10 protein-coding genes are annotated in these 12,330 nt (G+C 60.0%); 3 read left to right on the top strand and 7 right to left on the bottom strand.

Annotated features, from left to right (window positions below; genetic code table 11):
* Positions 1 to 28: 28 nt before the first annotated feature.
* Positions 29 to 523: a nucleoside deaminase gene (locus tag DA373_RS04220; protein ID WP_107851092.1), complete on the top strand. Its 495-nt coding sequence runs from the start codon at positions 29 to 31 to the stop codon at positions 521 to 523.
* 89 nt (positions 524 to 612) lie between these two features.
* Here the strand turns inward: DA373_RS04220 and DA373_RS04215 are convergent, their stop codons facing one another.
* The 7 genes from DA373_RS04215 to DA373_RS04185 all read right to left on the bottom strand — a co-directional run bounded on the left by DA373_RS04215 (position 613) and on the right by DA373_RS04185 (position 10,483).
* Entirely contained in the window at positions 613 to 3,744 is a 3,132-nt protein-coding gene (locus tag DA373_RS04215) for a DUF3427 domain-containing protein (protein ID WP_107851091.1), read from the bottom strand.
* A gap of 219 nt (positions 3,745 to 3,963) precedes the next feature.
* Positions 3,964 to 4,770: a tryptophan synthase subunit alpha gene (gene trpA / locus DA373_RS04210; RefSeq protein ID WP_107851090.1), complete on the bottom strand. Its 807-nt coding sequence runs from the start codon at positions 4,768 to 4,770 to the stop codon at positions 3,964 to 3,966.
* A complete protein-coding gene (gene trpB, locus DA373_RS04205; protein ID WP_107851089.1) occupies positions 4,767 to 5,960 on the bottom strand; it encodes a tryptophan synthase subunit beta in 1,194 nt (397 codons plus the stop codon). Before trpB ends, trpA begins: the two co-directional genes overlap by 4 nt.
* Complete coding sequence (gene trpCF / locus DA373_RS04200) at positions 5,957 to 7,345, bottom strand: bifunctional indole-3-glycerol-phosphate synthase TrpC/phosphoribosylanthranilate isomerase TrpF (RefSeq protein WP_107851088.1); 1,389 nt, start codon at positions 7,343 to 7,345, stop codon at positions 5,957 to 5,959. The genes trpB and trpCF overlap by 4 nt, the downstream gene beginning before the upstream one ends.
* Complete coding sequence (gene trpD / locus DA373_RS04195; protein WP_107851087.1) at positions 7,339 to 8,346, bottom strand: anthranilate phosphoribosyltransferase; 1,008 nt, start codon at positions 8,344 to 8,346, stop codon at positions 7,339 to 7,341. Before trpD ends, trpCF begins: the two co-directional genes overlap by 7 nt.
* Positions 8,343 to 8,939, bottom strand: coding sequence for an aminodeoxychorismate/anthranilate synthase component II (locus tag DA373_RS04190; RefSeq protein ID WP_107851086.1), 597 nt, complete (start codon positions 8,937 to 8,939; stop codon positions 8,343 to 8,345). Before DA373_RS04190 ends, trpD begins: the two co-directional genes overlap by 4 nt.
* On the bottom strand, positions 8,936 to 10,483 hold the full coding sequence (locus DA373_RS04185; protein ID WP_107851085.1) for an anthranilate synthase component 1: 1,548 nt from the start codon (positions 10,481 to 10,483) through the stop codon (positions 8,936 to 8,938). The genes DA373_RS04190 and DA373_RS04185 overlap by 4 nt, the downstream gene beginning before the upstream one ends.
* A 383-nt stretch (positions 10,484 to 10,866) precedes the next feature.
* Here DA373_RS04185 and rnm point away from each other — a divergent pair, with 383 nt between their 5' ends.
* Together rnm and DA373_RS04175 are read left to right on the top strand one after the other, a co-directional pair.
* On the top strand, positions 10,867 to 11,691 hold the full coding sequence (rnm, locus tag DA373_RS04180; protein WP_107851084.1) for an RNase RNM: 825 nt from the start codon (positions 10,867 to 10,869) through the stop codon (positions 11,689 to 11,691).
* 18 nt (positions 11,692 to 11,709) lie between these two features.
* Positions 11,710 to 12,330 (top strand): L-threonylcarbamoyladenylate synthase, encoded by a 621-nt coding sequence (locus DA373_RS04175; protein WP_107851083.1) that lies wholly within the window; start codon positions 11,710 to 11,712, stop codon positions 12,328 to 12,330.

Genomic DNA, 12,330 nt, shown 5'->3' with positions numbered 1-12,330 from the left:
ACACCGGTTTAGCCTAAAGGAGACAAACATGACCATATCCGAGCAGGATCTGCGCCATTTGCGCCGTTGTGTGGAGCTGGCCGAAGAAGCCCTGAGTGAAGGCGACATGGCCTTTGGCTCCGTGCTGGTATCCGCCGAGGGTAAAGTACTGGCGGAAGACCGCAATCGTATTCACACCAGCGAGGCTACCTGGCACCCGGAAGTGGCCCTGGCCCGCTGGGCCGCCGAAAACCTGAGCGCCACCGAGCGCTCCCGCTCCACCCTTTATACCTCGGGTGAGCACTGCCCCATGTGCTCCGCCGCCCACGCCTGGGCCGGACTGGGCCGCATTGTGTACGCCAGCTCTGCAGAGCAGTTTGCGGCCTGGTGTCAGGAATGGGGCCTGGGTGCCTCGCCGGTAAAGGCGCTGTCCATTAACGACGTGGCCCCCGACATTCCCGTGGCCGGCCCGGTGCCCGAGCTTGCCGAAGAAATCCGCGAGCTGCACAAGCGCTATTTTGAGGGCGGTGGTCCGATCAGATAATGCCCCTTTGTGGCCGATCATTGGAGCGCAGGTCTTGTCCCTGAACAGGGGCCGCTCGCCTGCATTAGCGCCCGTCAGGGCGCTTCTTTTTACCCTTTTAACACGCTGAACTCCCGGAAAAGTCGCATGGGCAAGGGGTGTTCCAGTTGCCAGTAAATATTCATCGGCTTGCTGCCGTGATAGCGCAAAAAGCGAACCGGACCACAGGCGCGATAGGGGGATTGTTTATTGATGCGTACAAACAGTTGGAACCGCCAGCCGTTCTCGCCGCTTTCCAAATAGCGTTTGCCGCCAGGTGTATCGGGGCCCGCACTGTTCTGGGATTGCCAATGAAACTCCTGTTGGCTGATGGCGTAATCGTGATAAGCCACGCCTTCGTGTTGCGCCGTGCTTTTATCGAGGGTGACAAACAGTAGCTCGGTTTTCAGCGCTTTCATGGGCAGTACGCCGGCTTGAAAGGGAGTACGTTTGTGCTCGGTTAAAAAGCCAACGGCGGTCAGTATTTCCCGGCTCTGGTAGGCCGCATGCAGTTTAAGCGGCGTATGTTCCAGGCCAGGTAAGGGAGAGTAGGCATAGCGAGTACGGGCATCCAGATAATGGCTGAGCTCAGCCAGCTCGTTACAGGCGGCCGGCGTTTGTGCCAGGCGATCGAGAAAGGCTTGAGCCGAGCCGGTTTGCTTGTGCTCACCATCTATTTGGTACGCCAGCATTTGCAGTCTCTGACGTTCGCTGTCATTGGCGATCAAGTAGCGGGCATTCTGCTCGGCCACTTGCCGGGTCAACTGCAACTGCTCGGCATCGTCGATATGCAGCAGGCTGCCCATGCGACGACTGAAATAGCGTTCTTGCTCACTGGGCTCGCCATCCAGCAGGCCGGCATCTCGCTTTAAATTGGCCCAGCCGCTGTTTTGGCCGCTGCGGTAAATATCGTCCAGCTCCAGTTGCTGTTCGTTAAGAAATTCGCCAAGGGTCACTCGACGATTATTGGTAAGGCTGACGTAGGCATGAAGCTCTTGTTGCAGACGCCGCCAGTTCTGATTAATGGCCTGACGCAGGCTGTCGAGAATATGCTCCCGAGCCCGTTTTTGTAGTTGAAGATGACAGCCGGTGGGCAGGCGGCCAAAGCCTTTGTCGATGCTCTCCACCACTTCACGGCGAGTGAGCCCGGTAATGGAGCTGTAGAGCAGATCAAAACGAAAGCCCTGTTTATGTTGGCCCACAAAATCCAGAATTAGGCAGCTGTCTTTGCCCTCATGCAGGCGCAAACCACGGCCAATTTGCTGTTGAAACAGGGTGGCACTCTGGGTGGGGCGCAGTAGTAACAGGGTATCGACAAAAGGTAGGTCAACGCCTTCGTTATAGAGATCAACGGTGATCAGGGCGTGAATGTCGCCATTCTTGAGTTGTTTGGGTAGCTCATGTCGCTCTTTTGACGAGCTTTGCCCGGTGATCACACGCGCAATGATACCGGCTTTTTCAAACTGAGCTGCCATAAACTCGGCATGGGCAATGCTGACGCAAAATACCAGGGTCTTGCACTGGCGTGGATCGTTCACCAGCTGCTGCCAAGCTCGGATCACGGCGGCGGCACGCATATGGTTGCCAGTCAGCAGCTTGTTCAGTTCCTTAAGCTCGTTAGCCTGTTTCCAGGGAATGCTGCGGTAGTCGGTATCATCATCGCAGGCGTAATACTCAAAGGGTGCCAGCAGTTGCAAATCCAGCGCCTGCCACAGGCGCAGCTGGGCGGCGGGGGAGCCATCGGGACGGTTGTCGAAGTGGCGCAGGATATTCTTTCCATCGGTGCGTTCTGGAGTGGCTGTCAGTCCCAACAAGCAGGCCGGTTTTAAGTTGGTTAGCAGCAGTTCAAAGCTGTTGGCTTCAATATGGTGGCATTCGTCAATGATCACCATATGCCAATGATCCGCCTTGGCCTGGGTAAGTAGTTTGCGTGCGTTCAGGCTTTGAATGGTGGCGAACAGATGGTTATCTTGCTCCGGTTGATGCTCACCGGTAAAGAGATCGCCAAAGTCCGGCTCGCGCAATACCAGCCGAAAGGTATTCCTGGCTTGTATCAGCAGCTCCTTACGGTGGGCCACAAACAACAGCCGCGGCAGTCCGCCTTGCTGGCGAGCCAGATTCCGATAATCAAAGGCGGCCATCACGGTTTTGCCGGTGCCGGTGGCCGCCACCAGCAAATTACGCATGCGGCCATGGGCCCGCTCGTTGGCCAGTTGCTCCAGAATATCCTGCTGAAAGGGCTTGGGCTCAATATCAAAAAAAGTGGGTGTGGCGATAAAGTCCCGACCCGACTCTCGTTTGATGGCTCTGGCAAGTTCGTGGCGGTGGGAGTGATCATCCGGGTTATAAGGCTGAAACTCTCCATCATTCCAAAGGGTTTCAAAATGTGCCTGTGCTCGTTGATACAGCTGATTTTGTCCCTTTTCGGTGAATTTAACGGTCCACTCCAGGCCACCCATCAGCGCGGAACTTGATAAATTGGCACTGCCCACGTAGGCGGAGCCGAAGCCGCTGTGACGCTCAAAAATCCAGGCTTTGGCATGCAGGCGAGTACGCTGACCATCCAGAGATACGCGCACAGCGCAGTTGGGCAAGCGAGCCAACATATCCAGCGCTTTTTGCTCGGTGGCACCAATATAGGTAGTGGTAAGAATACGAATCCGAGCCTGACTTTGTCCTTGCGCATTGGTGCTGGTGATTTGCTTGAGCACATCGATGATTTTGCGCACACCAGAGACGGTGATAAAGCTCATCAAAATATCGACGCCGTTACACGAAGCCAGCTCGGCCTGTAGTTCATGAAACAGGGCGGGTGAGTCTTTACCTGCGGTAAATAGCCAAGGCTGGGAGAGCCCGATGGCGGGCATGTCTGGGGCTGTGGTGGAATACAGGGCCCGCACTACTTGAGGCGGTGTGGTGAGCAATGCTGCTGTCTCATCGGGTTGTTCAAGGCGCTGGCGCGAATAGCGCAGAATATCGTTAATAAGATGAGCCTGAGCCTCGACCTTGTCTTTGCCTTTTACATTGGCCAGCAATTGAGAGAGCTGCTCCGCCAAAGCATCGGCCAGCCGTTCATGGCTGAATTCCGGGTTGAGAGCTTCGGTATGTATGGTTAAACCGGCTTGCGTTAATGCCTCGGTTGAGTCGGTAAAGTCCTGAGTGGTGAGCAGATCATACAGCCCCTGGGGCAGTGGTGCTTTCATTCCGTGTCCTTGTTATTTTTTGATTTTTTATCGGACCAGGTTAGCATGTTGGGATGATGAGGAGGGTGGATAAATGTTTGCTTAGTAGCTGAATTTGTTGGGATTCGCTTCGCTCATCACAACCTACTTCGAGTGGGATTAAAAAACGGCGCCAAGGTTGAGCTTTGGCGCCGTTTTTTATGGACCCCCGCCTTCGCGGGGGTGACGAAAGCGTATGTCTTACTTCCGCGTGGCCGCCTTCATCTCTTTTACAAAGGCGGTGAGGGCGTCGAGCATGGCCTGGGGCTGGTCCAGGTGCTGTTCGATGATCTTGACCACGGCGGAGCCGGAGATGGCGCCGGCGGCACCGGCGGCAATGGCCTCACGCACCTGTTCGGGACTGGAGATGCCAAAGCCCAGCAGGGACGGCGGCGCGTCATACTTGGCCAGGGTGGCCAGCAGGGTGTCTACCGGGGTGCCGGCCCTGGTTTCGGTGCCGGTTACACCGGCGCGGCTCAGCAGGTAGGTGTAGCCGGAGCCCATTTCCGCCACCGCCTTGAGGGTGGCCTCACTGCCGTTGGGCGGAGCGATATAAATGCTCTCAATGCCGGCTCTGTCGGCGGCGGCCTTGAAGGGGTCGGCCATTTCCAGCGGCACATCGGCCACCAGCACCGAGTCCACGCCGGCCTTGGCGGCGCGGGAGTAGAAGCTGTCCATGCCCGGGGCGAACACCAGGTTGGCGTATACCAGCAGGCCAATGGGCAGCTCGGGGTATTTTTCCCGCACTTGAGTCAGCAGGTCGAAGCAGATTTGCGAGTTGGTGCCCGCTTCCCGGGCGCGCAGGGTGGCGGCCTGAATGGTGGGGCCATCGGCCACCGGATCGGAGAAGGGAATGCCCAGCTCCAGGGCATCGGCGCCACCGGCCACCAGGGCGTCAATTACTTTCAGCGAGTGTTCGGGAGTGGGGTCACCCAGGGTGACGAAGGGCACAAAGGCACCCTCGTTGCTGGCGTTCAGGCGCTCAAACAGGTGGTGGTAGCGGCTCATTTCATTTCTCCTTTCTGCTCCAGGATCTCGGCAACGGTAAAGATGTCCTTGTCGCCACGACCGGACAGGTTAACCACCAGAACTTGTTCTTTTTCGGGATCGGCTTCGGCCAGTTTCAATGCATACGCCAGGGCGTGAGACGACTCCAGCGCCGGAATAATACCTTCGTTGCGGGCCAGGGCCTGAAAGGCGTCGAGGGCTTCGTCATCGGTCACCGACACATACTGGGCCCGGCCGGTGGTGGCCAGATAGGCGTGCTGGGGGCCAACCGACGGAAAGTCGAGACCGGCGGATACCGAGTAAGACTCTTCCACCTGGCCGTCGCTGTCGTGCATCATCAGCGACAGCATGCCAAAGAACACGCCCTTGGTGCCTTCGCCCAGGGTGGCGCCGTGCTCGCCGGTTTCAATACCCTTGCCCGCCGGCTCCACGCCGATGAGCCTGACGTTCTCTTCTTCAATAAAGTCGGCAAACAGGCCAATGGCGTTGGAGCCACCGCCCACGCAGGCGATCACCGCATCGGGCAGGCGCGCTTCGTGCTCCACAATCTGCACCTTGGCTTCTTCGCCAATCATGCGCTGAAATTCCCGCACTATGGTGGGGAAGGGGTGCGGACCGGCGGCGGTGCCCAGCATGTAGTGGGTGGTGTCGTAGTTGGCGGTCCAGTCGCGCAGGGCCTCGTTACAGGCGTCTTTCAGGGTGGCGGAGCCGGAATGCACCGGTACCACTTTGGCACCCATGAGTTCCATGCGGAAGACGTTGGGCTTTTGCCGCTCGCAGTCCTTGGCACCCATGTAGACGATGCATTCCATGCCCATCAGGGCGCAGGCCAGGGCCGTGGCCACGCCGTGCTGGCCGGCACCGGTTTCGGCGATAATGCGCTTTTTGCCCATGCGCTTGGCCAGCAAGGCCTGGCCCAGCACCTGGTTGGTTTTGTGGGCACCGCCGTGCAGCAGGTCTTCCCGCTTCAGATAGATGCGGGTGTTGGTATTGCTGGCCAGGTTACGCACCCGGGTAAGCGGGGTGGGGCGGCCGGCGTATTCCGCCAGCAGCTCGCGAAACTCGCGGTCAAATTCCGGATCCTGCTGGGCGTCCACAAAGGCCTGCTCCAGTTGCAGCAGGGCCGGCATCAGGATCTGCGGCACATACATGCCGCCAAAATCACCAAAAAAGGGGTTCAGTAAGCTCATTGTGTAGTTGTCCTGCGTCCGTAATGTCTGAGGGTGGCAAAGGCCGCCTTGAGTTTGGTGGCGTCTTTGTGGCCGGGGGCGCTTTCCACGCCGGAGTTAAAGTCCAGACCGCGGCAGCCCTGCGCTGCGGCGGTGGCGGCGTTGTCGGGAGTGAGTCCGCCGGCCAGCATGGCATTGGCCTTGTCGATGTTGTTCAGCAGACTCCAGTCAAAGGCGAGGCCGGTGCCGCCGCTCTGGTTGCCGGATTTGGTATCAAACAGCAGCCGGTCGGCGTGTTGTGGCAGGGCCGGCAGTTCGTTGCTTACCGCCACCGCTTTCCAGATGGCCACGCCGGGCAGCCGGGCTTTAAGCTGGTCTATCACGGCGTCGTCTTCGTTACCGTGCAGTTGCACCGCGGCCAGGTTCAGTTCCTGCGTGGTAGCAACCACCTCGTCAACCGGCTGGTTCTGGAATACGCCCACATAGTGGAGCGGGGCACCGGTCATCACATTGCGGGCCTGATCCAGGTTCACGCAACGGGGGCTTTTTTCCACAAAAATCAGGCCGCCATAGACGGCGCCGGCCTCATGGGCGGCGGCGGCGTCTTCGGGGCGCGTCAGGCCACAGACCTTGTTGTCGCCCAGGATCAGCCGGCGTACCGCCAGGTCCAGATCGTCTTCTGCCATCAGTGAACTGCCCACCAGAAAACCGTCGGCGTGGGCCGAAAGCGCCTTGGTCTGGCCGTGGTGATAAATGCCCGACTCGGAAATCACGATACGGTCGTCGGGGATCAGCGCCGCCAGCCGTCTGGTGCGGTCGAGATCGATGGAGAGATCCCGCAAGTCCCGGTTGTTGATGCCAATGACTTTGGCGCCAAGGGTGAGGGCGCGGGCCACTTCGTCCTCGTCGATCACTTCGGTGAGCACGCCCATGTTAAGGGACTCGGCCACCGCCGCCAGCTCGGCATACTCTTGGTCGTTCAGCACCGACAGCATCAGCAGAATGGCGTCGGCCTGGTGATGACGGGCCAGCTTGATCTGATAGGGGTCGATAATAAAGTCCTTGCAGATCACCGGCTGGGTGACCTGATTGCGCACTCGAGTGACAAACTCAAAGCGGCCCTGAAAGTATTTCTCGTCGGTGAGCACCGAAATGGCCGAGGCGTAGCGGCCATACACGCCGGCAATGGCATCCAGATCAAATACTTCCCGAATCAGCCCCTTGGAAGGCGAGGCTTTTTTACACTCCAGAATAAAGGCCGGTTTGCCGGCGGCCAGGGCCTCGGCAAAGGGGCGATCACTGGGGGTGAGGCCAGCCTCAAAGCTCGCCAGCGGCTGGCTTTGCTTGCGTTCCTGCACCCAGATTTTTTTGTCGGCAACGATTTTGCCGAGCACCGTATTCAGCATTGACTCAACTCCGCCAGTTGTTTAACCACGTCCATGGCATGGCCGGATCTTAACACGGACAGCGCCCGCTCCACGCCCTGCTTGAGGTTTTCCACCTGGCCGCTCATCAGCAGCAGCGGCGCCACGTTCATGGCAATCACGCTCTGCTGGGCCAGGGTGCCTTCACCGGCCATCAGCGCCTCGGTAATGCGGCGGTTTTCCGCCGGCTCGCCGCCCACAATGGCGCTGATGTCGTGGCGCTCCAGCCCCAGCTCTTCGGGGGTGATGTCATATTCGGTAATGGTGTCGCCATTGATCTCGGCAATGTGGGTGGTGCCGTGAATGGCAATTTCGTCCAGGCCGCTGCCGTGCACCACCATGCCGCGGGTCAGGCCCATGGCCACCAGGGTGTCGGCAATGGGGCGCACCAGCGCCGGGCTGTATACCCCCAGCAGCATAAAGCTGGGGCGCGCCGGGTTGATCAGCGGGCCCAGCACGTTAAAGATGGTGCGGGTTTTCAGGGCCTGGCGCACCGGCATGGCGTGGCGAATGCCGCCGTGGTAGTGAGGGGCAAACAAAAAGCACACATTGGTGTCGTCCAGGCAGCGGCGGGCCTGTTCCGGACTCAGATCCAGGCGAATGCCGAGCTGCTCCAGCAGATCGGAGGAGCCCGACTTGGACGACACGCCCCGGTTGCCGTGCTTGGCCACCTTGATGCCACAGGCGGCGGCCACCAGTGCCGAGGTGGTGGAGACGTTAATGGTGTTCATGCCATCGCCGCCGGTGCCAACGATATCGCAAAAGGCGTAGTCTGGGCGGGGAAAGGGCTTGGCGGCGGCCAGCAGGGCGCTGGCGGCGCCGGCGATCTCGTCGGAGGTTTCGCCTTTTATCTTGAGCGCGGTCAGCAGGGAAGACAGCACAATCGGATCCATGTCGCCGCTCATCACCTGCTCAAACAGGGCGTGGGCCTGCTCCCGGCTGATGTGTTCTCCCCGGTAAAGTTGCTCCATGGCCTGATTCATGCGGCGTTCTCCTTGTTGGTAATACATTCCAGACTCTGGGCCAGCAGGCGGGCCCCGTCCGTGGTCATGATGGATTCGGGATGAAACTGAAAGCCCAGCACCCGGTTGCTTTGGTCCTGCACCGCCATGGTCATGCCGTTGAAGTCGGCAATCACCTCCAGGCCGGCAGGGATGGCGGTGCCCACCAGCGAGTGGTAACGGGCCACCGGCAGCGGGTTGGCAAGGTTGGCAAATACACCTTCACCGCTGTGGCTGATCAGCGAGCTTTTGCCGTGCTTGATTTCGCCGGCGCTTTCCACTCGGCCGCCGTAGTGCTGCACCAGGGCCTGATGGCCGAGGCAGATGCCCAGGATGGGAAAGCGGCCCAGGCATTCTTTAATCAGCGCTGGCATATTGCCGGCGTCGGCGGGCTTGCCCGGACCGGGGGAGAGCACCAGCACCGGGTTCTCCGCCTGCTCCATGGCGGTGAGCAGCTGGGCCACCGGCACTGTGTTGCGGTAAATGTTCACGGTGGCACCGAGGGCGCGGAACTGATCCACCAGGTTGTAGGTAAAGGAGTCGTAGTTATCGAGCAGGAAAATGGTCTGGCTCATGAGCTCACCTCCGCCAGTGTGGTGCCGTGGGACAGGGCGATGGCGTTCAGTACCGCCGCCGCCTTGTTGCGGGTTTCGTCGGCTTCCGACTGCGGGTCCGAGTCATACACCACGCCGGCGCCGGCCTGCACATGGGCCAGCCCCTGGCTTACAAAGGCGGAGCGGATCACGATGCAGGTGTCCATGTCGCCCAGGCCGTTGACGTAACCCACGGCGCCGCCGTAGCTGCCCCGGCGCTGGCCTTCCACCTCGCGGATCAGCTCGCTGGCGCGAATTTTGGGGGCGCCGGTAAGGGTGCCCATGTTCATGCAGGCCTGATAGCCGTGCAGGGCGTCGAGATCGGCGCGCAATGTGCCTACCACGCGGGACACCAGGTGCATCACATGGCTGTAGCGGTCCACGCTCAGCAGATCCTTTACATAGCGGCTGCCGGGCTCGCTGATGCGGGCGATGTCGTTGCGGGCCAGATCCACCAGCATCAGGTGCTCGGCGGTTTCCTTTTCGTCCTGGCGCAGATCCAGCTCGATGCGGCCGTCCAGATCCAGGTTGATGCTGCCGTCCGGGTTAAAGCCACGGCGGCGGGTGCCGGCAATGGGATACATCTCCACCTGGCGGCTGTGATGGTCAAACTTCACCGAGCTCTCGGGGCTGGCGCCAAACAGAATAAAGTCTTCATCGTTCACATAGAACATGTAGGGGCTGGGGTTGGTCTGCTTGAGTTTGCCATAGGCCGCCAAGGGACTGGGGCAGGGCAGGGTAAAACAGCGGGACGGCACCACCTGAAAGATGTCACCGGCCACAATATTGCCCTTGAGCCGCTCCACGTCGGCGCGAAATTCGGCATCGCTCTTGCTGGCTGTGACCTTGCCGCTCAGGCCAGACTCGGCCTCGGGGCTGGCATGGCGTTCGCCACAGGCGGCGGCCAGCGCGGTCAGGCGGGTCTGCAGCCGCGCCTGCTCGGCGGGGTCAAAGGCGCAGGCGGCCAGATGGCACTGCTCTTTTACGTGATCCAGGGTGATCAGGGTTTCCGCCAGATAGAAACAGAAGTCGGGGCAGTGGTTGATGCCCTCGGCCACCTCGGGCAGGCGCTCAAAGGAGGCAATCAGGTCGTAGGCGAAGGTGCCGCCCATAAACAGGTACTGCTGGCCCTTGTCGGCGGTAAAGCGGGTGAGAATAAGCCGAATGGTTTCCAGTACGGAAGCGGCTTTCAGGCGGCTGTCTTCATCCTGGTCGGCGTCGGCCTCGGCCAGGGTCACGGTAAGCTGGGTGTTGGTGCGTTTGCCCCCCAGCTCACTGGCTATCAGCTCAAGGGCGGGCAGGCCGTTGGCATTAAGGGCGGTGAGGGTAACTTCCCGGCCCCGGCACACCAGACGCACACAGGCATCGAGCATCAGCAGGCTTTGGGTGCCCGCCTTGGTGTCTATTTCGGCGGATTCCAGCAGCAGGCTGTTGTCGCCGGGCTGGCTGAGGGCGGCGTATAACGCCAGAGGATCATCGGTGTAGGGTGCATCTTGCAATAGAACGTGGAGCTGACCTTGCGCCATGGGGTATTCCTTATGTGTTAATGCTGATCATCAGGGATCTGTCTGATGACCTGGCTGGCAATGTCGTCGTCGGTGACGGACGCGAATGCCGGTTGCTGAACAGGCCGGTTTTCGGGTTGCCATCGCCAAAAAATGAAAGAGGTCGGTTTCATCGCATCACCTTTTACTGGATAATAAAAAAGCCCGCAGAGTTGCGGGCTTTTATGTTCGCTGAGACTGTTGAACGAATACAGCAAATCACACCCGCTTCAGGGAGTGTGCCACCACCAAATGGTCAGAGTGGAAGTTTGCTGCAACATGGCGCTCAATCTCGCTAATCGAAAAACTGGATACAGTTAAACGATATTTGCGGTGCCAAGTCAAGCCCGACCACAGGATTTTTTATGCGCATTGACCTGCACAGCCATTCCACCGCCTCCGACGGCAGCCTGAGCCCCGGTGAACTGCTGGCCCGGGCCGCCGAAAAGGAGGTGGATGTGCTGGCGTTGACCGACCACGACACGGTGGCGGGGCTGGCCGAGGCGCAGGCCGCCGCCGACGAGCATGGTATTCGGCTGATAGCCGGAGTGGAGATCTCGGCGCTGTGGCAGCACAAGGAGATTCATGTGGTGGGGCTGAACCTGGATCCGGCGCACTCAGGGCTTACGCAGCTGCTTGCCGACCAGGCCGCCCGCCGCGATGCCCGAGCCCGGTTAATGAGCGAACGGCTGGAAAAAGCCCGTTACCCGGGTGCCTACGAGGGCGCGAAAGCCATTGCCGGCGAGGCCGCCATTACCCGCACCCACATGGCGCGCTGGCTGCTGGAACAGGGCGCGGCCGACTCCATGGGCAAGGTATTCAAAAAGTTTCTGAGCCGGGGCAACACCGGCTATGCGCCGCCGGACTGGTGCTCCCTTGAGGACGCCATCGGTACCATACAGGCGGCGGGCGGGGTGGCGGTGCTGGCGCACCCCACCCGCTACGATCTGTCGAACAAGTGGATTCGCAACATGCTTACGGCGTTTGCCGAGGCCGGCGGCGATGCCATGGAAGTGTCCATGGCGCAGCAAAGTCCGCAGGAACGTGCCACCCTTGGCAAGTGGAGCAAGGAATATGGCCTGGCTGCGTCCGTAGGCTCCGACTTTCATTTTCCTAGCCAGTGGCGGGAGCTGGGCCGCCAGTTGTGGCTGCCCAAAGAGGCGACCCCCGTATGGGAGCGCTTTCTGTAAATCATTCCGGGAGGAATCATGAGTCAGTTTTTTGAAATTCATCCAGACAACCCTCAACCACGGCTGATCAACCAGGCCGTGGCTATTGTGCGCCAGGGCGGCGTGGTGGTGTACCCCACCGACTCGGGTTATGCCATCGGCTGCCTGCTGGGCGACAAGAACGCCATGGAGCGTATCTGTCGTATTCGCCAGATCGACAAGGATCACAACTTCACCCTGGTGTGCCGGGACTTGTCCGAGCTGTCTGCCTACGCCCGGGTCGACAACGGCGCTTTCCGGCTGATGAAAAACAACACGCCGGGTGCCTACACCTTTATTTTGCGGGCCACCAAGGAAGTGCCCAAGCGGCTGCAGAACCCCAAGCGCAAGACCATTGGTCTGCGAGTGCCGGATCATGCCATCAGTCTGGCGCTGCTTGAGGCCTTGGGCGAGCCCATGATGTCCTGCAGCCTGATTTTGCCCGGCGAAACCGAGGCGGAATATGACCCTTTTGAGATCCGCAACCGGCTGGAGAAGGTGGTGGATCTGATCATCGACGGCGGTGTGATCGACTCCAGGCCCACCACGGTAGTGGACCTGTATGACGACACCCCGGTGATCGTGCGCGAAGGCGCGGGCGATCTCACCCCTTTTGAATAA

It is taken from the genome of Oceanimonas marisflavi, assembly GCF_003049725.1.
Lineage (GTDB): Bacteria > Pseudomonadota > Gammaproteobacteria > Enterobacterales > Aeromonadaceae > Oceanimonas > Oceanimonas marisflavi.
The sequence above is the reverse complement of the archived record's forward strand: the minus strand, read 5'-3'. Positions and strand labels throughout refer to the sequence as shown.

Coding starts and splice junctions, on each gene's coding strand:
- DA373_RS04220 (WP_107851092.1), top strand. CDS start 29: ATGACCATATCCGAGCAGGATCTGCGCCATTTGCGCCGTTGTGTGGAG.
- DA373_RS04215 (WP_107851091.1), bottom strand. CDS start 3,744: ATGAAAGCACCACTGCCCCAGGGGCTGTATGATCTGCTCACCACTCAG.
- trpA (WP_107851090.1), bottom strand. CDS start 4,770: ATGAGCCGCTACCACCACCTGTTTGAGCGCCTGAACGCCAGCAACGAG.
- trpB (WP_107851089.1), bottom strand. CDS start 5,960: ATGAGCTTACTGAACCCCTTTTTTGGTGATTTTGGCGGCATGTATGTG.
- trpCF (WP_107851088.1), bottom strand. CDS start 7,345: ATGCTGAATACGGTGCTCGGCAAAATCGTTGCCGACAAAAAAATCTGG.
- trpD (WP_107851087.1), bottom strand. CDS start 8,346: ATGAATCAGGCCATGGAGCAACTTTACCGGGGAGAACACATCAGCCGG.
- DA373_RS04190 (WP_107851086.1), bottom strand. CDS start 8,939: ATGAGCCAGACCATTTTCCTGCTCGATAACTACGACTCCTTTACCTAC.
- DA373_RS04185 (WP_107851085.1), bottom strand. CDS start 10,483: ATGGCGCAAGGTCAGCTCCACGTTCTATTGCAAGATGCACCCTACACC.
- rnm (WP_107851084.1), top strand. CDS start 10,867: ATGCGCATTGACCTGCACAGCCATTCCACCGCCTCCGACGGCAGCCTG.
- DA373_RS04175 (WP_107851083.1), top strand. CDS start 11,710: ATGAGTCAGTTTTTTGAAATTCATCCAGACAACCCTCAACCACGGCTG.